Origin of the sequence: Bacillus sp. TSO22, assembly GCF_020223595.1 — a bacterium.
Lineage (GTDB): Bacteria > Bacillota > Bacilli > Bacillales > Bacillaceae > Bacillus > Bacillus inaquosorum.
Genome location: NZ_JAHAWO010000012.1, coordinates 66,579 through 87,834 on the forward strand (window position 1 = coordinate 66,579; position 21,256 = coordinate 87,834).

At 44.9% G+C, this 21,256-nt stretch carries 20 protein-coding genes and 1 pseudogene; 2 read left to right on the forward strand and 19 right to left on the reverse strand.

The window, feature by feature from the left end; genetic code table 11:
- Nucleotides 1-6: 6 nt before the first annotated feature.
- From KHQ79_RS14320 to fabH, 7 genes are all read right to left on the reverse strand, one after another.
- Nucleotides 7-957 (reverse strand): ABC transporter permease, encoded by a 951-nt coding sequence (locus KHQ79_RS14320; RefSeq protein WP_133487929.1) that lies wholly within the window; start codon nt 955-957, stop codon nt 7-9.
- Between the two features lie 73 nt (nt 958-1,030).
- The gene (locus KHQ79_RS14325) at nt 1,031-2,659 is read right to left on the reverse strand and encodes a peptide-binding protein (protein ID WP_225515727.1); all 1,629 of its coding nucleotides are present in this window, start codon (nt 2,657-2,659) and stop codon (nt 1,031-1,033) included.
- Nucleotides 2,660-2,747: 88 nt separating this feature from the next.
- On the reverse strand, nt 2,748-3,737 hold the full coding sequence (gene appF, locus KHQ79_RS14330) for an oligopeptide ABC transporter ATP-binding protein AppF (protein WP_225515730.1): 990 nt from the start codon (nt 3,735-3,737) through the stop codon (nt 2,748-2,750).
- Nucleotides 3,734-4,720 carry an oligopeptide ABC transporter ATP-binding protein AppD gene (gene appD, locus KHQ79_RS14335; RefSeq protein ID WP_100274988.1) on the reverse strand — a complete coding sequence of 329 codons (987 nt, stop codon included), beginning with the start codon at nt 4,718-4,720 and terminating at the stop codon, nt 3,734-3,736. Before appD ends, appF begins: the two co-directional genes overlap by 4 nt.
- Nucleotides 4,721-4,908: 188 nt before the next feature.
- Nucleotides 4,909-5,694 carry a DUF2268 domain-containing putative Zn-dependent protease gene (locus KHQ79_RS14340; RefSeq protein ID WP_225515732.1) on the reverse strand — a complete coding sequence of 262 codons (786 nt, stop codon included), beginning with the start codon at nt 5,692-5,694 and terminating at the stop codon, nt 4,909-4,911.
- Nucleotides 5,695-5,770: 76 nt separating this feature from the next.
- Nucleotides 5,771-7,012, reverse strand: coding sequence for a beta-ketoacyl-ACP synthase II (gene fabF / locus KHQ79_RS14345; RefSeq protein ID WP_060398370.1), 1,242 nt, complete (start codon nt 7,010-7,012; stop codon nt 5,771-5,773).
- A gap of 21 nt (nt 7,013-7,033) precedes the next feature.
- Nucleotides 7,034-7,972: a beta-ketoacyl-ACP synthase III gene (gene fabH / locus KHQ79_RS14350; protein ID WP_225515734.1), complete on the reverse strand. Its 939-nt coding sequence runs from the start codon at nt 7,970-7,972 to the stop codon at nt 7,034-7,036.
- 163 nt (nt 7,973-8,135) lie between these two features.
- On the opposite strand from fabH, the gene yjzB reads away from it, so the two are divergent.
- Nucleotides 8,136-8,363, forward strand: coding sequence for a spore coat protein YjzB (gene yjzB, locus KHQ79_RS14355; RefSeq protein ID WP_225515736.1), 228 nt, complete (start codon nt 8,136-8,138; stop codon nt 8,361-8,363).
- Between the two features lie 29 nt (nt 8,364-8,392).
- On the opposite strand, the gene comZ is transcribed toward yjzB, so the two are convergent.
- From comZ to KHQ79_RS14375, 4 genes are all read right to left on the reverse strand, one after another.
- Entirely contained in the window at nt 8,393-8,584 is a 192-nt protein-coding gene (comZ, locus tag KHQ79_RS14360; RefSeq protein ID WP_003224559.1) for a ComG operon transcriptional repressor ComZ, read from the reverse strand.
- Nucleotides 8,585-8,598: 14 nt separating this feature from the next.
- Complete coding sequence (med, locus tag KHQ79_RS14365) at nt 8,599-9,552, reverse strand: transcriptional regulator Med (protein ID WP_019258048.1); 954 nt, start codon at nt 9,550-9,552, stop codon at nt 8,599-8,601.
- Nucleotides 9,553-9,642: 90 nt separating this feature from the next.
- Nucleotides 9,643-10,200 (reverse strand): hypothetical protein, encoded by a 558-nt coding sequence (locus KHQ79_RS14370; RefSeq protein ID WP_225515738.1) that lies wholly within the window; start codon nt 10,198-10,200, stop codon nt 9,643-9,645.
- An 81-nt stretch (nt 10,201-10,281) separates the two neighbouring features.
- Complete coding sequence (locus tag KHQ79_RS14375) at nt 10,282-11,016, reverse strand: hypothetical protein (RefSeq protein ID WP_003239317.1); 735 nt, start codon at nt 11,014-11,016, stop codon at nt 10,282-10,284.
- 251 nt (nt 11,017-11,267) lie between these two features.
- On the opposite strand from KHQ79_RS14375, the gene KHQ79_RS14380 reads away from it, so the two are divergent.
- Nucleotides 11,268-11,453: a YjzD family protein gene (locus tag KHQ79_RS14380; RefSeq protein ID WP_003224551.1), complete on the forward strand. Its 186-nt coding sequence runs from the start codon at nt 11,268-11,270 to the stop codon at nt 11,451-11,453.
- A gap of 45 nt (nt 11,454-11,498) precedes the next feature.
- Here KHQ79_RS14380 and KHQ79_RS14385 read toward each other — a convergent pair whose 3' ends face one another.
- From KHQ79_RS14385 to argC, 8 genes and pseudogenes are all read right to left on the reverse strand, one after another.
- Nucleotides 11,499-11,678 carry a YjzC family protein gene (locus KHQ79_RS14385; protein ID WP_003239319.1) on the reverse strand — a complete coding sequence of 60 codons (180 nt, stop codon included), beginning with the start codon at nt 11,676-11,678 and terminating at the stop codon, nt 11,499-11,501.
- An 85-nt stretch (nt 11,679-11,763) separates the two neighbouring features.
- A pseudogene (argF, locus tag KHQ79_RS14390) lies at nt 11,764-12,724 on the reverse strand (ornithine carbamoyltransferase).
- Complete coding sequence (locus KHQ79_RS14395; RefSeq protein WP_225515742.1) at nt 12,712-15,804, reverse strand: carbamoyl-phosphate synthase (glutamine-hydrolyzing) large subunit; 3,093 nt, start codon at nt 15,802-15,804, stop codon at nt 12,712-12,714. The pseudogene argF and the gene KHQ79_RS14395 overlap by 13 nt, the downstream one beginning before the upstream one ends.
- Nucleotides 15,797-16,858 (reverse strand): carbamoyl phosphate synthase small subunit, encoded by a 1,062-nt coding sequence (locus tag KHQ79_RS14400; protein ID WP_060398365.1) that lies wholly within the window; start codon nt 16,856-16,858, stop codon nt 15,797-15,799. Before KHQ79_RS14400 ends, KHQ79_RS14395 begins: the two co-directional genes overlap by 8 nt.
- Nucleotides 16,859-16,928: 70 nt before the next feature.
- Nucleotides 16,929-18,086, reverse strand: a complete 1,158-nt coding sequence (locus KHQ79_RS14405) for an acetylornithine transaminase (protein WP_225515752.1) — start codon at nt 18,084-18,086, stop codon at nt 16,929-16,931.
- Complete coding sequence (gene argB, locus KHQ79_RS14410) at nt 18,083-18,859, reverse strand: acetylglutamate kinase (RefSeq protein WP_225515754.1); 777 nt, start codon at nt 18,857-18,859, stop codon at nt 18,083-18,085. Before argB ends, KHQ79_RS14405 begins: the two co-directional genes overlap by 4 nt.
- 14 nt (nt 18,860-18,873) lie before the next feature.
- Nucleotides 18,874-20,094, reverse strand: coding sequence for a bifunctional ornithine acetyltransferase/N-acetylglutamate synthase (argJ, locus tag KHQ79_RS14415; protein WP_225515760.1), 1,221 nt, complete (start codon nt 20,092-20,094; stop codon nt 18,874-18,876).
- A gap of 19 nt (nt 20,095-20,113) precedes the next feature.
- The gene (gene argC, locus KHQ79_RS14420; RefSeq protein ID WP_225515762.1) at nt 20,114-21,154 is read right to left on the reverse strand and encodes an N-acetyl-gamma-glutamyl-phosphate reductase; all 1,041 of its coding nucleotides are present in this window, start codon (nt 21,152-21,154) and stop codon (nt 20,114-20,116) included.
- Between the last annotated feature and the right edge of the window lie 102 nt (nt 21,155-21,256).

Sequence of the window (21,256 nt, forward strand, 5' to 3'; positions counted from 1 at the left end):
CCCCTTTTAATATTCAATTCGCGGATCAACTAATGCATACAAAATATCCGCAATCAAGTTTCCCAGTACAACCAAAACAGCAGAAATAACAGTCATGGCCATAATAACCGGATAATCTCTAGAGAATGCCGAATCAATAAATAATTTCCCTAATCCAGGCCAAGTAAAAATCTGTTCAACCACGACAGCACCTCCAATAAATGAAGGAATCATCAATCCGAAAATTGTAATAACAGGCAGAAGACCATTTCTCAAGCCATGTTTGAAAATAACTTTATTTTCTTTAAACCCTTTTGCTCGAGCTGTTCTTATATAATCCTGCTTTAATACATCTAGCATACTTGATCGTGTATAACGAGTAATACCAGCCATATCAGCAGTTGCTAAAACAAACGCTGGCAAAATTAAATGATGGATCCTATCAAAAATGTTAAAGTCAGTGTTTAAAGTGCTGACACCCCCCGTAGGAAACCAACCGAGATTTACGGAAAGAACCATAATAAGAATTAATCCGAACCAGAAATTCGGGATAGCCAGCCCTAAAAATGATGTAACAGTTATCCCATAGTCAAGTTTAGAATAAGGGCGTTTCGCGGAAAGCACTCCGAAAGGAATTGAAATCAGAAGAGCAACAAGAGTTGAAAAAACCATAAGCACCAAGGTATTCGGTAAACGTGAAAGGATTAGATCGGAAACTGGTGTCCCCTTTTTAACAATAGATGTCCCGAAGTCACCCTGGAGCATATTTCCAAGCCATTTTAAGTATTGAACAGGCTCTGGGTCATTGAGTCCATACTTTTCAATAAATTTCGCTCTGTCAGCTTGGCTGATTGTCGGGTCCATCATTAATGACATCGGGTCACCTGGCGCCGCTTTCATAATCGCAAATGATAATATTGTAATGCCCAAAAGGATTGGCAAAGACATTAATGTTCGACGAACAATATATGTAACCATCTTCTTGTCCCCTTTTCTAAAATAGGATAAAGAGGAAAGGATGCTGGATCCTCACCTCTCTAGGGATTCAAAATTATTGTTCAAGCCACCATTTTTCAATATGATATAAGTCATTCTTTGGATGGAACACATAGCCGTGCATGTTTGCTGGGATTGCCCTATGATAATTGTAATAAAATAAGAATGAATAAGGCTGATCCTCTGCAATCAATTTATAGATTTCTTCGTATTTTTTCTGATATTCTTTTCTGTCTGTAATAGATTTAGCTTCTTCCAAAAGTTTATCGACTTTAGGGTTCTTATACCATATGTTATTTAATCCGTTCTTTGATTGACTGGAGTGGAAAATTGAAAATTGATCCGGAAATGTAGCCAAGCTCCAGCCAAGCAGCAAAGCATCATAGTCCCATTTCGGTGCACTTGTTTGTTCAATAAGTGCACTAAATTCTACAATTTGCGGTTTTGCTTCAATTCCCACTTCTTTTAGTTGCTGCTGAACAACAACCGCTAAATCTTCCCGAATTTTATTGCCTTGATTTGTCTTAATGGTAAACGAAAACTTCTTTCCATCCTTATCAAGGTAACCGTCTCCGTCTGTATCTTTCCATCCCGCTTCTTTCAAAAGCTTCTTAGCTTTTTTAGGATTGTAATCAAATGTAGGTACATCACTTTTCGGGTAATTCCAAGATAGCGGACTTTCAGGAACGTTTGCGACTTCACCATCACCGTTTAACACTTGATCCACCATTGCTTTTCGATCAAGTGCATGCGTAAGAGCTTGGCGGACTTTTTTGTCTTTAAATAATTCATTTTTTTCATTCCAGCCAATATAGCTGTAATTCAAACCAAGATCTGATTTAACTTTCACATTATCAAATGTCTTGACTGTCTCGAAATCAGTACCCGGAACAACAAAGAAATCAATATCTCCAGCCTTTAACTGGGCAACAGCTGCATTTGAATCCGGGATTGTTTTTACTGTAACTGTATCTAAATATGGTCTTCCGCCGTAATAATCTTCATTAGCTTCAAGTTTTACATAATCTCCTTTTTTCCATTCAGCAAACTTGAATGGACCCGAACCAATCGGATTCTTTCTATTAAATTCATTTTCGCCTAGATCTGAAACTGGTACTTTCCCTAAAATGTGTTTAGGCAGAATACCGTAACTATCTAAAACAACATTGTAAAAATACGCATCCTTTTTCTTTAATTTAAATTCAACTTCATAATCACCTTTTTTCGTCACTGACTTAAGTGACTCAAAACCAGAGCCGCGTTCACCATTATAATCCTTGTTTATGGGGATGCTGTATGTGAAAACAACATCATCAGCTGTAAGTTCCTTCCCATCATGGAATTTTACACCTTTTCTAATCTTGACATTATAAGTCAGACCATCCTTGGATTCTGTCACTTTCTCGGCTAGCGCAGGCTTCACATTTAGTTTTTCATCTGTTTCTAATAATGTACTATAGATCATCCCTTCAATATCTGAACTGGCGACATCTGTAGAATAGAGTGGATTAAACAGAGTTGGCTCCCCAGTTGAACCAACAACCAAATCCCCGCCTTGCTGCGGTTTGCCTGCTGATTTTTTCTCGCTGCTGCTGCTCGATTTTGATCCCGAGCAGGCCGATAAGAAGATGGCCAGAACCATCAATACACTTAGCATCATCAGTGCGGTTTTCCGTCTTTTCATTAGATATTCCCCCTCTTGAAATGTTCGTTCTTCTCAGCTGTTGTTTATGTAGTGCGCATACCCCCTCTCAAAGCTGTGCGGGCAATAATTAGCTATAAAGGTGACAAGCCACAAAATGGCTGGGAGCAGCTTCTTTGAATTCTGGTATTTGTTCCTTGCATATCGGCTTTGCGGCAGGACATCTTGTGTGGAAAACGCAGCCTTTTGGCGGATTGGCCGGACTTGGCAGTTCTCCCTTCAGGACGATGCGTTCCCGTTTGACAGAACCTTTTCTTCTTGTAACCGGGACGGACGATAGAAGTGCTTGGGTGTATGGATGAAGCGGATTGTCGTAAAGCTCATGCTTGCCGGTCAGTTCCATCATTTTGCCAAGATACATGACTCCGACTCTGTCGCTGATATGGCGGACGACACTTAGATCATGAGAGATAAATAGATACGTCAGATTAAATTCTTCCTGCAATTCTTCCATTAAGTTAATCACTTGGGCCTGAATGGATACATCAAGTGCGGAAACCGGTTCGTCTGCAATGATCAGCTCTGGATTCAAAGTGAGCGCTCTGGCGATGCCGATCCGCTGACGCTGGCCGCCGGAAAATTCATGGGGATAACGGCTGGCAAACGATGGGTGAAGACCTACTCTCGTAAGCAGTTCTTCGACTTTCTCGTTTCGTTCACGCATCGTATACATGTGGTGCGTATTAAACGGCTCCTTTATGATAGAACGCAGCGTTTTTCTTGGATTCAAAGAGGCAAATGGATCCTGGAAAACCATTTGAATATTTTTGCGGACACTTTTCCGCAGCTTCTCCTCTGACAGGTTGGAAATATCCTGCCCTTTAAAAAGGATTTGGCCTTCAGTTGGTTTATACAGCCTGATCATCGTCCTGCCGGCAGTCGATTTTCCGCAGCCGGACTCTCCTACGATTCCGAGTGTTTCTCCTTTTTGTAACGAAAATGAAACACCGTCCACCGCTTTTATATCGCCGACTTTTCTTTGAAAAAGACCTGAGCGGATCGGGAAGTATTTTTTTACGTCACGAAGCTCTAAGATTGTTTCTTGATTAGCTGCTGTCATGATTGTTCGGCACCCTCTTCCTCATATAAAAAGCATCTCACTGTTCTTCCGCTTTTGTGCGTTAAAAGCGAAGGCTGATGTGTCCAGCATTTATCCATGGCTTTCGGACACCTTGGGGCAAAACGGCACCCCGGCGGCAGATTATCTGGTGTCGGCACGCTGCCTTTAATCGCATTTAATTTATCAATCTCTCCATCTATGACAGGAATCGATGTAAGCAGGCCTTCTGTGTAAGGGTGAAGCGGCTCTAAAAATAAGTCGTCAACTGTGGCGTTTTCTACGACTTGTCCGCAGTACATGACAATCACTCTGTCGGCTGCTTCCGATACAACACCTAAGTCGTGTGTGATAAGAAGAATTGAAGTATTGAACTTCTGACAGAGATCTTTCATCAGCTCCAGAACTTGGGCTTGTATTGTCACATCAAGCGCTGTCGTCGGTTCATCGGCAATGAGCAGTTTAGGGTTACAGCTGAGTGCGATGGCAATCATCACCCTCTGTCTCATTCCGCCGGACAGCCGGTGCGGGTACTCCTTCATAATTTGCTCGGCCCGGGAGAAACCGACCATCTGTAAGAGTTCAACAGCTCTTTGGTGAGCCTCTTTTTTCTTCATGTTTTTATGGTAAATCAGCACTTCGGTAATTTGTTCTCCGATTGTTAGCACCGGATTAAGGGAGGTCATTGGTTCCTGAAAGATCATGGATACTTCGTTTCCGCGGATTTTGCAATAGTCGTTTTCAGTGAATGAGGTGAGGTCTTTGTCTTCGAGTTTAATAGAGCCGTCCATGATTTTTCCGCCTGAGCTTTGGACGAGACCCATAATTGATAAAGAAGTAATGCTTTTTCCGGAGCCCGATTCACCTACAAGCGCGACGGTTTCGCCTTTGCTGATGTGAAAATCGACTCCGTCAACCGCAGGGATCGGCTCCTTTTTTCTAAAAAAATAAGTCTTTAAATTATTCACTTCTAAAAGTGTGCTCATGCTAGCTCCCCTTCCCCCTCTTGTTTCAAACGTTTTCAAGAGAAAGCAATCCCTTTATTCAGAAATAATAAATAATATTGAATTATCGAAAAATTTTATAGTTGTATATTATTACAATCATTTTGCAAAATCAAGAATTTTTTAGGATAAATGTAATATTATTAACGAAATTCCATTATTTTATTCTTTTAAAGCGTTGCATCCAAAAAGGTTTCAGCAGGAATGGACAGCCCGTCTGCCGTGTTTGCCTTGTTGGCTGTTAAATATTTTTTTACAATATTGAATCCGACTGCGTATCCAAGCATTTTCGGCTGATATCCTTTGCCGAACAACAGCTGGGAGAATAGTCGATTGTCCCGTTTGATATCCAGATGGGGGGCAATCTTTTTTTCGTATAAAGCTTGCAGCTGCTCAGCGGTATACCAAGACGTCCATTCAGCCATTTGACTTCGGCCGAACCTCTCATATACAGCATATTCTGCAAGCCCTTCCATGATGATTGTATCAAGTAATGTGACATCCTTTTCCTCTTTTGTCAGATGATCTAACCGGCAAACGTGATGATATTCATGTGTCATCAGGGCAAATACCGATGCAAAATCCAAATCTGACGAGAGAAAGAGGAACATTTTGTCTTGAAAGGCGAGTCCTGATTTTGATCCGAATTCTAAACGAATTCTCCTGTTTCGTTCATCAACCGGCAGCGTGACAATTGGTACATCAGGACCTTGCCATTTGTTTTTCAGGTACTGTTCTTCCTTTTGAATATGCTCGTAAAAACCTTTTTCTTTCAGCTTGGAAGCAGTATGAATTCCTTCTTTTATGTTTTTAAACATCCCATGATGCTGAAGGTGGCCCAGAATGCCTTTCCAGTTCTTTTTCTCCACACCTGAAAAAAGCGGTACAATGTAATGCGCCAAATCATCTATTGAAGCAGCCTTCCCGAGCCAGCTATATGTTTGTTCCACACTCATGTGATCGCCTCCTCTTTTTTATCCTATGCGCACAAAAAAAACCGGCTACCCTTTAAGGGCAGCCGGTTTGGCGTGATTATGATTGATATTTCTTAAAGATTAATGTTGCATTGTGTCCGCCGAATCCCAATGAGTTGCTGAGAACATAATTGAGATCCTGTCTGCGGGCTTCATCAGGCACATAATCTAGATCGCATTCTTCGTCTGGTGTTTGAATATTGATTGTCGGTGGGATCACACCTTCTTTAATGGCAAGGACAGAGAAAATCGCTTCAATACCGCCAGCTGCTCCTAAGAGGTGGCCTGTCATCGATTTTGTAGAGCTTACCGCAAGTTTATGCGCATGCTCGCCGAAGACGGTTTTAATCGCCATCGTTTCGTATTTGTCATTGTAATACGTGCTTGTCCCGTGAGCATTGATATAATCAATTTCTTCAGGGGCAATGCCCGCATCTTTAATGGCTTCTTGCATCGCTCTCGCTCCGCCTTCACCGTCTTGTGCCGGTGCTGTGATATGATAAGCGTCTCCCGTTGAGCCGTAGCCGACAATTTCTCCGTAAATCTTAGCGCCGCGGGCCAGGGCATGCTCAAGTTCTTCAAGAACGATAATCCCTGCACCTTCACCCATGACAAAGCCATCACGGTTTTTATCGAATGGGCGGCTTGCTGTTTTCGGATCTGGATTAGTAGACAACGCTTTGTTGGCGCTAAAGCCTGCGAATGACATTCTTGTCAGCGGCGCTTCTGTTCCGCCTGTGACCATAACGTCTGCATCGCCGCGCTGAATGACTTTGAACGCGTCACCGATAGAATTCGTTCCTGTAGCACATGCTGTAACGGTACAAGAGTTAACCCCTTTTGCTCCTAATGCAATAGAAATCTGGCCTGTCGCCATATCAGGAATCATCATTGGCACGAAAAACGGGCTTACACGTCTTGGGCCTTTTGTTAAGAAAATTTCAAATTGAGACTCTAGTGTTTCAAGTCCTCCGATTCCGGAGCCTACCCAAACACCGACTCTCGGTGCGATCTCATCGGTAATGTTGAGATCTGCGTCTTCAACTGCCATTTTCGCAGCTACAACCGCATATTGAGTAAAGCGGTCCATTTTTCTAGCTTCTTTTTTATCCATATAATCTTCAACATTAAAGTCTTTTAACTCAGCGGCTACTTTTGCCGGATATTCTTCAGCATCAACACGAGTGATCGGACCGATTCCGGACACACCGTTGATTGCGTTATTCCAACTTGTATCGACGTCGTTGCCAAGCGGAGATAATGCTCCAAGTCCTGTAACAACTACTCTCTTTTTACTCATCTTGTGTGCACCTCACTTTTTTTATCGGCCCCAGCGGATTGCAATGGCGCCCCATGTTAATCCTCCGCCGAACCCTACCATAACGACCACATCGCCGTCTTTGATTTTACCAGCTTCCAATTCTTCTACAAGTGAGATCGGAATGGATGCGGCAGAAGTATTTCCATATTTATGAACGGTTTTAGACATCTTTTCGACAGGAAGCTCTAAACGCTCGCGAGCGGCTTCCATAATACGGATGTTCGCCTGATGCGGAATCAAAAAGTCGACGTCCTCTTTTGAGAGTCCGGCTTTTTCAATGACATTTACACATGATTCGCCCATTTGGCGGACTGCAAATTTGAAAACTTCTCGTCCATTCATGATTGTATGTCCTTTTTCATTCAGATACAAGTGCTGACCGCCTGTGCCGTCCGCTCCTAGTTCAAATGAAAGGATTCCTCTGTCATCACTGACTGGCCCGACTACCGCAGCGCCCGCTCCGTCTCCAAACAGAACGGCTGTGTTGCGGTCTTCCCAGTCTGTAATGCTTGAGAGCTTTTCTACACCGACAACAAGAACATGCTTGTAGGTTCCGGATTCAATAAATTGCTTACCGGTTACAACCCCGTACATGAAGCCTGCACAAGCCGCGCTGATATCCATAGCACACGCTTTCTTCGCGCCGAGCTGTTCTTGAATCATACAAGAGACCGTAGGAAAAGCCTGATCAGGTGTAACAGTTGCAACCAGGATCATATCCAGGTCCTCGGCTGCCACTTGAGCTTGTTCCAGCGCCTTTTTCGCTGCTGCAACAGCCATATGTGATGAATACACATCATCTGCGGCAATTCTTCTTTCTTCTATTCCTGTTCTTGTACGAATCCACTCGTCAGAAGTTTCAACCATTTTTTCAAGATCTTGATTTGTTAAAACCTTCTCAGGAATGTAACGTCCAACACCAAGTATTCCAGCTTTCATAAGGGAAGACTCCTTTATATCGTAAATTTAGAAGATCAATCGGTTGTGATCAATTATTAGTATCAGGTACTAATTCTATCCTATTTTTTTTCACATGGCAATATATTCGTCTAAACTATCAGTTCATCTTACTCATAGAGTATGGTATATGGAAAGGAGGCGTATGCAGTTGGATGTGTTTTCAAAGATGATGTTCGGCGATTCCGCAAAACAAACAGCAGAGAAGGAAGAACAGCAAGAGGAGGTTTCCCAGACAAACGAAGAAGAGATGATTAATTACATGCATATTATGGACCAAATCGGTTCAATTATGAACTCTCTTGATCAAATCAAGCCCGCTTTAAAGGAGCTTGCACCGATGATTTCCGCTATTAAAAAGAAAATCATGTGAAAAGCCACTTTCAAAAAAGTGGCTTTTTCTTATTCGGTTTCAGATTTCGCATCAGACTTGCCAAGCTCATAAGCTTCCGCCATTACCGTTGTAAATAGATTCATAAACGGCTGGATGGCCTCCATTGACAGCTCAATGCCTGATTTTTCAAGCTGTTCTTTCGCTTCAGGCAGATATTTCATGGCAATTTGCAAGAACTCCAGTGATTTTTCGTGCTGCATGTGAAGTCACTCCATTACTCATTTTTTGGCAGTTCGCCTGTTTTGTTGTACGTTTTGATCAGCTTGGCGATTCTTTGCTGAAAGTCTTTATCGACAAGCGGACTGAATGTTCCCATTTCAACAACTCCCGTTTTCAGGTCGTAGTAATGATCTCCGCCTTCAAGGGTGCCTTTGTTGAATTGCTCAGCGATGATTTCATAGGCCTTGTCCACATTTTGCACCGTGCTGGTTAATACGGTATTCTCGCCCAGATCTGATTGATCTGTGACATAGCCGATGGCATAAAGGCCGTCTTTTTTGATTTGCTGAATGACAGGAACATTATACCCGTCTCCGGCGGGATACACAACATCCGCGCCTTCGTTCTTCATTTTCTGATAAAGCTTTACTGCCGTCGAATCATCATCCCAATGATCCGTATATTTCGTGTTTACTTCTATATCAGGGTTTTCATATTTGGCACCTTTGATAAAACCGTCAACCTCTGGCTGCCACGTAAAGGAAGCAATCACGCCGACCTGATTCGTTTTCGACATATGGGCAGCTGTCATTCCTCCAAAAAAGCCCATTGCTTCGCCGCTGAAATGGACACTCGTCACATTATCACCTTTCGCTTCCGCATTAGAAATGACGAATTCCATATCTGGATAATCTTCGCTGACCAAGTTAAATACCTCTGCATATTCACTTCCGTGGCCATAGAGAAGGTTGACGCCCCGCTTATGAAAATCCTCAATCGCATTTATGATATCTTCATCTGTTTTAACGCCTTCTTTATAGTAGACGTCCACATTGTATTTTGATTGTATATTCAGTAATCCTTTATACCCTTTTGTGCCCCATACGAGGTCATTAATCGTATCAGGAAAGAGCATGCCGACCTTCTCAATTTTTCCTTTAAACGGAGTTTGTCCACATCCGCTCAATAAAAGGAGGACAGAAAAGATCATGACAAGCCTTGTGATCAAGTCATGTTCAACTCCTTTTGACAAGCTATAACATGTATTATTTTTATACGTTTATTGTATCTAGAAACCTCGAAACATGGAAGGTTTTTCTTAATATTTGTCGAAAATTGATGAAAATTGTCTTTTCCACTCGACAATTTTTGTTTTTGCTTCTTCTTTCGAGGTTTTTTGTGTGACTTGCAAATTAAAAATCTGATTATTGCTTTTATCACGGCTTGGTTCAAGCAGAAACCTCAGCAGTTCGTCTGCCACATCGTCTGTGTAAAAGCCGTCTTCCTCAGTTTCTTCTTTCCAAGGCCCATACATTTTCGGAAGGATCACCGCTTTTTCTGAACCTGTCTTTTTCATTTTTTCCCATTCTGTTCGGTCTTGTTCATATACTAATACATAGGGAGAATCATATTGGTCTAAGGGCAAGCCAACGAACTGGATACAAATTGTATCATATTTTCGCTCCCCAATGCGTTCAAGCTGGCGAAAGAGTTCATTTCTCCCAAGCCACATGAGTCTTTCTTCTAAGTACATTTGTCTCATTTCATCTTCTGTTTCAGCCAGAATAACGTCAACATGTATGCCTTCATCCATCATTCGCTCGCATAATGAAAGGCCGAAAAATTCGTCCGCACCTACAATCAGCGTTGATTCCATTGCATCTGCCGCCCTTCCGGTTTTTCATTTCCCAAAGCAAAACAGCCTCCGCAAAAGAGAAGGCTGTTGTTATTGTATTCTCTATAACTCTTTTTCATGACTGTGAAAGAATTTGCATATTGAAGCATATATTCTGCTTGGATGCTCAAATAAGTGAAATGTCATGTCGACCGGTGAGCCTTGCTTCTGCTGTTTTTCCTTGAATACTTCGGCATGTACGCTGTACGGATAGGGAGCTCCGGTCATTCGCTGCCATATATGAACCGGCACGCCGCTCGGATAGCTTTCAATTGTTTTGTAACACAGCGCTTCCGCTTCTTTTTCAGAAATTCCGTAGCTTTCCGATACTTCTCTCAAAAATTGCTTATAGAAAAATTTATTTTCTTTCTCCGATTCATAATGTGCATGAAGATCGAGACAAGGATTCAACATTGCGGCTGAGCGGATATGATCCGGGGAAAAACGAAGCAGTTCATCGGCCACGAGAGCACCCATGCCTTCTGCTAAAATATGAATCTTCGGATTGAGGATTTCCTGCTTCAGCACGGAATGTATGAGCTGTTTGGCATAGGTTACCGCTTTTTCCGCACCCCAATGCCTTCCGAACAGATTGCTGTTAAAAAGGGTATATCCTTCATTCCTCAGCATGTTCAGAAGCTGATTTCGGCCGTAATGCTGAAGCCAAAAGCTTGAATCATTCCCGACAAAGTGGGTTCTGTCCCCTAAGATAAAGATGCCGAAGCCGTTCGGGCGATAGGGCAGATGAATGACGTTATGCTCCGTTCCCAATTGAAAATACCTTTCCGTTATTCCCATCGCTTGCCCGCCTCCTTTCACACTTCATCTCACGCTATCATATGTAGAAAGAAAAGAAACGAATAAGGTAAAGTCCTAGCCTTTTACAGTTTTGGCTATTATACCGATTGACGATTTTTTATATTTTACCATTAAAATGTGACGAATCAGACTCTTTTGTCACCTCACTTTCTTCTAAAATTGGATTCCCCCTTCGCTTTTTGTATGGTATGATAGCTTCTAGAATAGAATGAGAAGGACGAGGTGGAAACGTGCGATATATTATTGCCTTTATTTGGACGTTCCTTTTATCACATATGGCATGCTACTTGATTGCCAGCATGAACAGCGCTGCGTATAATTTCAAAACATCATCTGTAATTGCTGTTGTACTGTATGTCTTAATCATGGTTTTAGCAGAAATCATGCCTATGAACAAAAATGCAAGCCAGCATTAAAAGCCAAAAACCCAAAACAATTCATTGTTTTGGGTTTTTTCTTGATCACGGCTTTCTTTTATATGTCCACAGCCGATTGTGATTTGATGTTTCAGGAAACATATCCCCTGCTGAGAGATGGACCTTTTGAGGGTTTTTAACCATACTCCCCGTCTCGCCGATTTCAACGTAGATGCCATTGTTGGGCGCTTTTTGTCCGGGCCGGAATTGATGCTGCTGTCCCACTGTTTTTCCTCCTTTTCCTTTTTGCTGTAGTATGCGCCTAAGCGGCTGTGAATATGTTGCCATCAAAAAAACTGCTGAGTGCGGCTCAGCAGTTTTTTTGATTATTCCCCTTTGTATAAAATGGCCTTCAGCAATGCTTTTTGCACATGGAGACGGTTTTCCGCCTGCTGGAATACTGCTGAATTCGGCCCGTCAATAACCTCCGCAGTCACTTCTTCCTCACGGTGCGCAGGGAGGCAATGTAAAAATGTATAGTCAGGCTTGGCGTGGCTGACAAGCGCCGCATTCACCTGATAAGGCGCAAAGACAGCGAGACGCTCTTGTTCTTCCGCTTCCTGCCCCATGCTGGTAAACACATCAGAATAAATCACGTCCGCGTCTTTTACAGCTTCAATTGGATCAGCCGTAAGCGTGATAGAAGCACCGGATTGAAGTGCAGCTGATGTTGCCGCTTCAACTGCTTCATCTAACACTTCGTACCCCTTTGGCGAAGCGATCGAGATATCACAGCCCATTTTCGCGCAGCCGATCATTAATGAGTGCGCCACGTTATTTCCGTCACCGATGTACGCGACTTTCACGCCTTTAAGCTTCCCTTTCATTTCCTTAATCGTCAAAAGATCCGCCAGTGCCTGGCATGGATGGTATTTATCCGTAAGTCCGTTGATGACCGGAATGTCAGCTTCTTTGGCAAGCTCCTCCACCTTTTCATGCTCAAAGGTCCGAATCATGATGGCATCCACATAGCCTGACAGCACTCTAGCCGTATCAGCAACAGTCTCACCGCGTCCCAGCTGCAGATCTTTTTGGCTTAAGAAGAGGGCGCTCCCGCCCAGCTGCGCCATGCCGGCTTCAAATGAAACACGGGTCCGCGTTGATGACTTTTCAAAAATCATCGCCAAGGTTTTGCCTTGAAAAATAGGCTGGATTTTGTTTTGTTTCAGTTCACCGGCTTCTGCGAGCAAGGCGTTTATATCCTGTTCACTAAGATCCTTTAACGTTAATAAATCTTTTCCGTATAAACTGGTTTGCGTCACTGTGTGCATGATGCCACTTCCTTTTTATAGAGATCTTTGAGAGATACAGGCTGCGGATGGCCTGAACCGCTTTGTAAAAACGCCCGCACGGTTTCTTCTTCTGTAAAGACGGTGATGCCGTGCGTCATGGCTTCCAAACGTTCTTTGCGCGCTTCTTCAGAGGCGCTCAGATTGATGTGGAGCGCTTTTCCTTCCTGTTCCATCCATGAGGCAAATGTCCCTTCATAAACTGTAAAACCGGCTTTTTCCGCTAACTCCTTGACATCTTCCGGCCCGTTTTGCAAATAAATGCTTCCTTTTTGATTCCAGACACGCGTATAGATTTTTTTCAAGGCGCTGTCGGCATCATATGCAACACACATGCCTTCTCCCGTTGATTTCATTTCCGGCCCAAGCTTGACATCCACATCCTGGATCGCATGAGAAGAAAAAACAGGGAACTTCACGGCAACCCCATGATGATTTTGAACTGCAGGGTTTACATCTTTTAAAGACGCCCCCGCCAGCAGACGTGTAGCGAGCGGGATCATCGGAACGCCCATTACTTTGCTGACAACAGGAACCGTGCGGCTCGCTCTCGGATTGACTTCAAGAACGAGAATGTTTCCATTGTCGATCACAAATTGGATGTTCATGATGCCTTTGAATGAAAGCTTTCGGGCAATTTTTTGCGCGGCCTCTTTTATGCCCTGCTGCAGCCCGCTTGTAATGGACGGTCCAGGAAGGATGGCAAAGCTGTCTCCCGAATGGACACCTGCCCGTTCAATATGCTCGGTATATGTCGGGATAAAGACATCCTCGCCATCGGAAATCAAATCAATTTCGACTTCCTTTCCTGACACATACTGATCAATTAAAATCGGGTACGGCATGCTGTCCTCACCGTTCAGAAGCTGAGAAAGCTGAGCTTGCGAATCAACAATGATCATGCCCATTCCGCCGATGACGTAAGATGGGCGGATTAGCACCGGATAGCCGATCTCATCTGCTTTTTCAGCGGCCTCTTCTTTTGTATAAGCGATTTCTCCTTTTGCGTGGTTCAATCCAAGCTCATCAAGAAGCTGATAGAATTGATCCCGATCCTCTAACACATCGAGCGTTTCAAACGAGGTGCCGAGAAGGGTAATGCCGGCTTTTTCGAGTGCTTCAGCAGCATTGATCGCGGTTTGGCCGCCGAATTGCACGATTGCAAAATCAATGTTTTCCTGCTCCGCCACGTTTAAAATGTGCTCAGTTGTCATCGGTTCAAAATACAGGCGGTCCGCAATTTCATAATCGGTGCTGACCGTTTCCGGGTTATTGTTGATCATGATGGTCTCAAACCCAAGCTCTTGCAGTGTCAGCACGCCGTGAACAGCACTGTAATCAAATTCAACGCCTTGGCCGATCCGAATCGGTCCTGATCCGATAATCAGCGCGCGTTTTTTCTCTTTGCGGCTGATGTCCCCATCAGTCTCTCCGAAATATGTGGAGTAAAAGTAGTTTGTTTTCGCATCAAATTCAGCCGCGCACGTATCTACAATTTTGAAGGAAGGCGTAATGCCCATCTCCTTGCGAAGCGCGCGCACCTCTTCTTCTGTTTTGCCGATCAGCGAGGCAATCGTTGCGTCTGAAAATCCTTTTTCCTTTGCTTTTTTCAATAATTCAAAAGAGAGATCGCTGCCCGCTTCCATCATGCGGTTCTCCAGTTTGATGATGTTGTCAAAGGTATGCAGGAAAAACGGATCAATTTTTGTTTTCGCATGAATGTCATCAATCGTCACGCTGCGGCTCAACAGCTCCATGACAACGAAAAATCTGCGGTCGTCCGGAGTGACTGCCAAATCCCAAAGCGCTTCAATCGACAAGCCGCTGAGCTCTGGAAGGTGCGTACCGACATTTTTCAGTTCAAGGGACGCTGCTGCCTTTTGTATCGCCGCTTCTAAATTCCGTTCAATCGCCATCACTTCTCCGGTGGCTTTCATTTTTGTGCCAAGCTTGCGGTCTGCATTTTTGAATTTATCAAACGGCCAGCGCGGAAATTTGACGATCACATAGTCCAGCGCCGGTTCAAAGCTTGCGTAAGTCGAGCCTGTGAGCGGATTTTTGAGCTCATCAAGGGTGTATCCGACTGCCAGTTTCGCAGCCATCTTTGCAATCGGATAACCGGTGGCTTTAGACGCGAGAGCAGATGACCGGCTTACCCGCGGATTGACTTCGATGACGTAATATTGCTTGCTGAATGGGTCAAGCGCGAATTGAATGTTGCAGCCGCCTACGACATCAAGTGCTGAGATGATCGTCAGGCTTGCCGTCCGCAGCATTTGATAGTCTTCATCCGTCAAAGTTTGTGAGGGTGCCACAACAATGGAATCACCTGTATGCACACCGACCGGATCGATGTTTTCCATATTGCAGACGGTAATGCATGTGTTATGGCTGTCACGCATGACCTCGTATTCGATTTCTTTAAAGCCGGCAATGCTATTTTCCACAAGACATTGATTGATCGGGCTTGCTAACAGCGCCTGCTTAATCATGGCTGTAAAGGCTTCTTTATCAGGGGCAATGCCTCCCCCCTTTCCGCCTAATGTGTATGCAGGCCTGATAATGACAGGAAAACCGATGGATTCCGCAAAACGGAGGGCGTCGGCCTCGTTATCAACAATTTCACTCTCTGGCACGGGCTGGTTCAATTCTTTCATTAACGAACGGAATTTTTCCCGGTCTTCTCCTTTTTGTATCGTCTCAACGGATGTGCCGAGAAGTTTGACGCCGTGCTCTTTTAAAACACCTGTTTCTTCAAGCTCCACTGCTAAATTCAACGCGGTCTGCCCGCCTAAATTGGCAAGAAGTCCATCAGGCTGTTCTTTCTTAATGATGGCTGTCAGGCTTTCTGCTGTCAGCGGCTCAAAATAAATTTCATCAGCGAAGGCTTCATCGGTCATAATTGTCGCCGGATTGTTGTTGACGAGGATCACCCGATAGCCTTCCTCCTTCAGCGCGATGCACCCTTGAGTGCCTGAATAATCAAATTCTGCCGCCTGCCCGATGATGATCGGGCCTGAGCCGATTACTAATATGCTTGAAATACTGGTGTCTTTAGGCATGCGCGATTTCTCTCCTTGCTGGTATCACATTCTTTAGATAATCATCAAAAATCCATTCGCTTTCCGCAGGTCCGGGATGGGCTTCCGGGTGGAATTGGACACTCATGACAGGCAGTTTTTTATGGGCAAGCCCTTCAACTGACGTATCATTGACATGATGAAACCTGATCGTGAGCTCTTCTTCATTAATGGACTGTTCATCAACCACATAGCTGTGATTTTGGCTTGTCATGAAGACGCGTTTCGTTTCACGGTCGATGACCGGATGATTTGCACCCCTGTGTCCGAATGGCAGCTTGAATGTATTCCCTCCGAACGCGAGCGCAATCAGCTGATGGCCGAGACAGATGCCGAGAGTCGGATAACGGCTGATGATGCTTTTGATCTTTCCTAAATATGGCTGAATGGCTTTCGGGTCTCCAGGTCCGTTCGATAACACAATGCCGTCCGGCTTCATGTCGTATACAGCTTCCATTTGCTGATATGGCACCACGGTGACCTTGCAGCCTCGTTTGACAAGTGATGAGGCGATTGATTTTTTATAGCCGAAATCGATGAGGGCGATATGTTTATGTCCGTCGCCGAATGTGCTGATTTCCTGTGCGGATGCCTGTTCTGCCACGTTCTCTGGCTGAAGGGCGATCTCAGCTGCTTCTTTAGAGGCTGTGACAGTCGCACCCATCGTTCCGTTTGCCCGGATTTTTTTCACGACAGCCCTCGTATCAACATGGGTCAACAGCGGAATGTTCCATTTCTGCAAATACTCTTTGAGGCTGTATACCGCTTCATGATGAGAAAAATGATCACACGCCTCGTAGACAACCGCGGCTTTCACTTGCGGTTTTTTGCTTTCAAAATCCTTTTCATTAATGCCATAGTTGCCAATCAGCGGGTAGGTAAATACGATAATCTGTCCTTTATATGATGGATCTGTCAGCACTTCCTGGTAGCCTGTCATTCCTGTAAAAAAAACAGCTTCTCCCGTGCAGTTTTCATGACCGTCCAACTCGCCGCTGAACGCTGTTCCATCTTCTAACACTAAATAACCTTCCATCTAACAGCCCACCTCTTGATGAATAATTAATTATAAAAATGAATTTTTATACTTTCATACCGAAAAAAAATTACTGGTTTACAGCGGAATGATGAGTGATTGCCTGTTTCAGCTTGCTGACAGCTTCTGCTATTTCATCCTTTGTCACGGTGAGCGGCGGCAGCAGCCGAATGACGTTCGGGCCGGCCGGCAATACAAGCAAGCCTAATGTCTGCAATTCAGTAATAATGTCAGCAACCGAGCCATCACACTCAATTCCAAGCATTAATCCTTTCCCGCGTATTTGTTTGACAAACGGGCTCTTTAGCTGAGCCTCAAGCTGTTCTTTTAAAAATGTCCCTTTGTCAGCAGCCTCTTGCAGAAAGTCAGGCTGGAATACAATTTGCAATGTGGCATTCACAGCAGCCATCGCCAGCATATTTCCTCCGAAAGTCGTTCCGTGAGAACCAGGGGTAAACGCTTCTCCCAGCTGTTTCTTTCCGATGACAGCGCCGACTGGAAAGCCGTTTCCCAATCCTTTTGCGGCTGTGATGATATCCGGCGAGAGTCCGAAGTGCTCGTATGCGAAGCCCTTTCCCGTCCGTCCGATGCCAGTCTGTATTTCATCAACGATCAGAAGAGCTTTCTTTTCCTTGCAAAACGACTGTACAGCTGTTAAAAATTCAACGCTCGCCGGATTGACTCCGCCTTCTCCCTGCACTGTCTCAAGCATCACCGCGGCTATGCCGTCTTCCTCCCCAAGAGCATCAAAAGCAGAAGGATCGTTGTATGGCAGATAGTGAAAGCCTTCCAGCATCGGGCCGAAGCCTGTTTTGATTTTATCCTGTCCGGTCGCAGCCATCCCTGCATACGTGCGTCCATGAAACGACTGAAGAAAAGTGATGATTTTCGTTTTTCCAGTTGCTTTTCGGGCGAGCTTGATCGCGCCTTCATTCGCTTCCGCACCGCTGTTGCAGAAAAAAACGAGATCTCCCGCACTGTGCGCCGCCAGCTTCTGTGCCGCTTGCTCCTGTAGACTGTTTTGAAACAGGTTGGATACGTGCCATACGCTGTCGAGCTGTTTTTTGACTGCTTCTGTGACCGCTTCATGGCAGTGGCCTAGGTTAGATACCGCAATCCCCTGAATAAAATCGAGGTACGTTTTGCCGTTTTGATCCTCAACGTACGTCCCCTTTGCTTTTTTGATATCAATATCCCAGCGGCCGTAGGTTTGAAATAAGCTGCTCATGAAACAGCCTCCTTTGCTTTGACGATTTTTGTTCCTTGAAAGGTTTGGTCTGTGAAGAATGATCCTTTTCCGTTTACGATCATGACTTCAGACACCTGATCTGATAAAGCCGACAAGGCTGAATTGACCTTCGGAATCATTCCCCCTGTGATTACTTCCTGTTTGATCAGCACTTGAACCTCCTCAGAGGTCAGGACGTCGAGACGCTGCTTTTCCTTCATGATCCCATCGACATCAGTGACGAACATCAGCTTATCAGCTTCAAGCGCTCCTGCGACTGCTGAAGCAGCCAGATCGGCATTCACATTCAGCGTCTTGCAGTCACTCGTCATAGACAGCGGCGCAATAACAGGAATGATGCCCTTTTCCATCAGCGCGTTCACCATGGATACATCGACCTTTTTGATTTCTCCGACTTCCCCGTATGTTTCGAGATCGAGATAATCCGCCTCCAAAAGACCGCCGTCTTTACCAGAGATGCCTGCGGCTCGCAGTCCGTGTTTGGCAAGCTCGGCAACGAAAAATTTGTTAACAGAACCGGATAAAACCATTTCAGCCACTTCCAGCACCGGCTTCGTTGTTTTTCGCTGCCCTCCCGAAAACTCGGTTTTGATATTTAACCGTTTCAGCATATTTGTGATTTCCGGGCCGCCGCCGTGCACGATCGCCAGTTTCCATCCTGACGCCATCAGTTCTTTCAGGTTATAAAAAAATTCCTCCGACAGCTCACGGATGACACTTCCCCCACATTTAAAAACGATTGTTTTCTTCATTGTGCTCCCCTTTATTACGTGCGATAGCTCGCGTTAATTTTGATATAGTCGTAGGTCAGGTCACAGCCCCACGCTCTACCGTTCCCGTCACCTTCATCCATCTTGATGACAATGGTGATTTCATCTCCTTCAAGGTATTCCTTGGCGAGAGATTCAGAGAATGGCTGGGGTTCATTATGCTTAAACAGGCATTGGCCCCCGAGATAAACCTCTACTTCTTCTGCCGTCACCTGAGCTGCGCTGTGCCCGATGGATCCGATAATGCGTCCCCAGTTGGCATCTGTTCCGTAGACCGCCGTTTTCACGAGACTTGAGCCGACTATTTTTTTGGCAATCACGTTTGCATCAAGATTGTTTTTCGCACCCTGCACTTGCGCTTCGATTAGCTTGGTCGCGCCTTCTCCGTCTCTGGCAATCTCTTTAGCCAAATCCTCGCAAGTCAGCAAGAGCGCTTTTTGAAAGACCGGCCAGTCTGGATGATCTTCCGTCAGGCACTCATTTTCCGCGCAGCCGTTTGCCATGACCAAGACCATGTCATTCGTGGATGTTTCACCGTCAACTGTGATTTGGTTAAATGAAACGTCAGTGATTTCGCGAAGCGCCTTTTGCAGCGCTTTTTCTTCGATTGCCGCATCTGTTGTCACAAACCCCAGCATCGTTGCCATGTTCGGGTGAATCATTCCGGAGCCTTTAGCCGCTCCGCCGATCGTGACTGTTTCGCCGCCGATTGTCAGCTCATAGCACGTCTGCTTGATCACCGTATCGGTTGTTAAAATCGCTTCCTCAAAATCTCCTGATCCCGCAGGTGTTTGTGTCAACAGCTCGATGCCTGCCTGAATCTTTTCCATGTCTAAATGTTCGCCGATGACGCCCGTTGATGAAACAGCGACAAGCTCCGGCTCAATGCCAAGCTGTGAAGCAAGGCTCTCCCGCATTGCGTATGCATCCTTTAAGCCCTGTTCTCCCGTGCAGGCATTGGCAATGGCGCTGTTGACGATGACGGCTTTCAATGCTGATCCATGCTTTAAGCTGTCTTGTGTGACTTTGATCGGAGCAGCCTGAAAGTGGCTTTGGGTATAAACTGCGGCACTTACTGCCGGTGTCTCGCTGATAATGACGCCGAGGTCTTTTTTCGAGTAGCGCAGCCCGCAATGCACACCCTTTGCCTGAAACCCTTTTGGCGAGGATACATCACCTGTTACTTTTACAATTTGATCTTCACTTAACTGAATCATGGTTCGATTCTCTCCCGTTCTATGGATAAATTGGCGTCATGGTGAGCCCGGTCTCTTCATTCCAGCCATTCATCAAATTAAAGTTTTGCACAGCCTGACCGGCGGCACCCTTCATTAAATTATCGATTACCGAGACGATCGTGACTCTGTTCGTTCTCTCGTCGAGGGTAACAGCGATATCACAGAAATTGCTGCCGTACACTTCCTTCGTTTGCGGATATTGCCCTTTTGGCCTTACTCTCACAAAATATGAATCTTGGTAAAATTCCGAATATAAATCATGCAGGTCATCTGCCGATAGATCAGAAGTTGTTAATTGCGTATACATCGTCGCCATGATGCCCCTTGTCATCGGAACCAAGTGAGCCGAAAATGTAATAGGCCCGAGCCCCGGCTGCCATTCATTCAGCGCCTGTTCAATTTCCGGCGTGTGCTGATGTTCATTGACTTTATAAATTTTAAAATTGTCGTTCAGCTCTGAAAAATGAGTTCCCATGGATGCTTTTCTTCCCGCCCCGGAAACACCGGTCTTCGCGTCAACGATAACGAAAGACTCATTGAGCAGCTTCTTTTGAGCCAATGGCGCGAGGCCTAGCAAAACAGCAGTTGGAAAACAGCCCGGATTAGCGATGAGTTTCGCCTGTTGAATTTGCTTTTGATTCAGTTCCGCCAGGCCGTAAACCGCCTCATGAATCACTTTCTTCGGTGCCGCTGTCCGTTTATACCACTTTTCATATTCAGCCGGCTCTTGTATCCTCAGATCACCTGACAGATCAATAACCGGAATTCCCGCATCTGCCAGCTGCGGAGTCAATTCACTTGATACCCCGGGCGGTGCAGCAAGAAACATGATATCTACTTCGGTTTTGATCGTATTCATATCAATGGGCTTCAGCTTCTGATCGGCTAAGCCGGCAAGATGAGGATAAACCTCGCTATAGACATTTCCTCCACCACTGGATGAATAAAGTATACATTCCTCTGCATGCGGGTGGTTGGATAGAATCCTGACAAGTTCGGTGCCTCCATAACCCGTAGCGCCTACAATTCCTATTTTCAAAACAAGTTCACCTTCTTGGTCTTTGTGAAATTATTTAACATTATAACATGAATAAAAATTAATTCAATCGTATATTTAATATTTTTATTCATTTGTAAATTT

Bases quoted from the DNA above. Each gene is read 5' to 3' on its own strand.
- KHQ79_RS14320 (WP_133487929.1), bottom strand. From the start codon at position 957: ATGGTTACATATATTGTTCGTCGAACATTAATGTCTTTGCCAATCCTT.
- KHQ79_RS14325 (WP_225515727.1), bottom strand. From the start codon at position 2,659: ATGAAAAGACGGAAAACCGCACTGATGATGCTAAGTGTATTGATGGTT.
- appF (WP_225515730.1), bottom strand. From the start codon at position 3,737: ATGACAGCAGCTAATCAAGAAACAATCTTAGAGCTTCGTGACGTAAAA.
- appD (WP_100274988.1), bottom strand. From the start codon at position 4,720: ATGAGCACACTTTTAGAAGTGAATAATTTAAAGACTTATTTTTTTAGA.
- KHQ79_RS14340 (WP_225515732.1), bottom strand. From the start codon at position 5,694: ATGAGTGTGGAACAAACATATAGCTGGCTCGGGAAGGCTGCTTCAATA.
- fabF (WP_060398370.1), bottom strand. From the start codon at position 7,012: ATGAGTAAAAAGAGAGTAGTTGTTACAGGACTTGGAGCATTATCTCCG.
- fabH (WP_225515734.1), bottom strand. From the start codon at position 7,972: ATGAAAGCTGGAATACTTGGTGTTGGACGTTACATTCCTGAGAAGGTT.
- yjzB (WP_225515736.1), top strand. From the start codon at position 8,136: ATGCAGTTGGATGTGTTTTCAAAGATGATGTTCGGCGATTCCGCAAAA.
- comZ (WP_003224559.1), bottom strand. From the start codon at position 8,584: ATGCAGCACGAAAAATCACTGGAGTTCTTGCAAATTGCCATGAAATAT.
- KHQ79_RS14370 (WP_225515738.1), bottom strand. From the start codon at position 10,200: ATGGAATCAACGCTGATTGTAGGTGCGGACGAATTTTTCGGCCTTTCA.
- KHQ79_RS14375 (WP_003239317.1), bottom strand. From the start codon at position 11,016: ATGGGAATAACGGAAAGGTATTTTCAATTGGGAACGGAGCATAACGTC.
- KHQ79_RS14395 (WP_225515742.1), bottom strand. From the start codon at position 15,804: ATGCCTAAAGACACCAGTATTTCAAGCATATTAGTAATCGGCTCAGGC.
- KHQ79_RS14400 (WP_060398365.1), bottom strand. From the start codon at position 16,858: ATGGAAGGTTATTTAGTGTTAGAAGATGGAACAGCGTTCAGCGGCGAG.
- KHQ79_RS14405 (WP_225515752.1), bottom strand. From the start codon at position 18,086: ATGAGCAGCTTATTTCAAACCTACGGCCGCTGGGATATTGATATCAAA.
- argB (WP_225515754.1), bottom strand. From the start codon at position 18,859: ATGAAGAAAACAATCGTTTTTAAATGTGGGGGAAGTGTCATCCGTGAG.
- argJ (WP_225515760.1), bottom strand. From the start codon at position 20,094: ATGATTCAGTTAAGTGAAGATCAAATTGTAAAAGTAACAGGTGATGTA.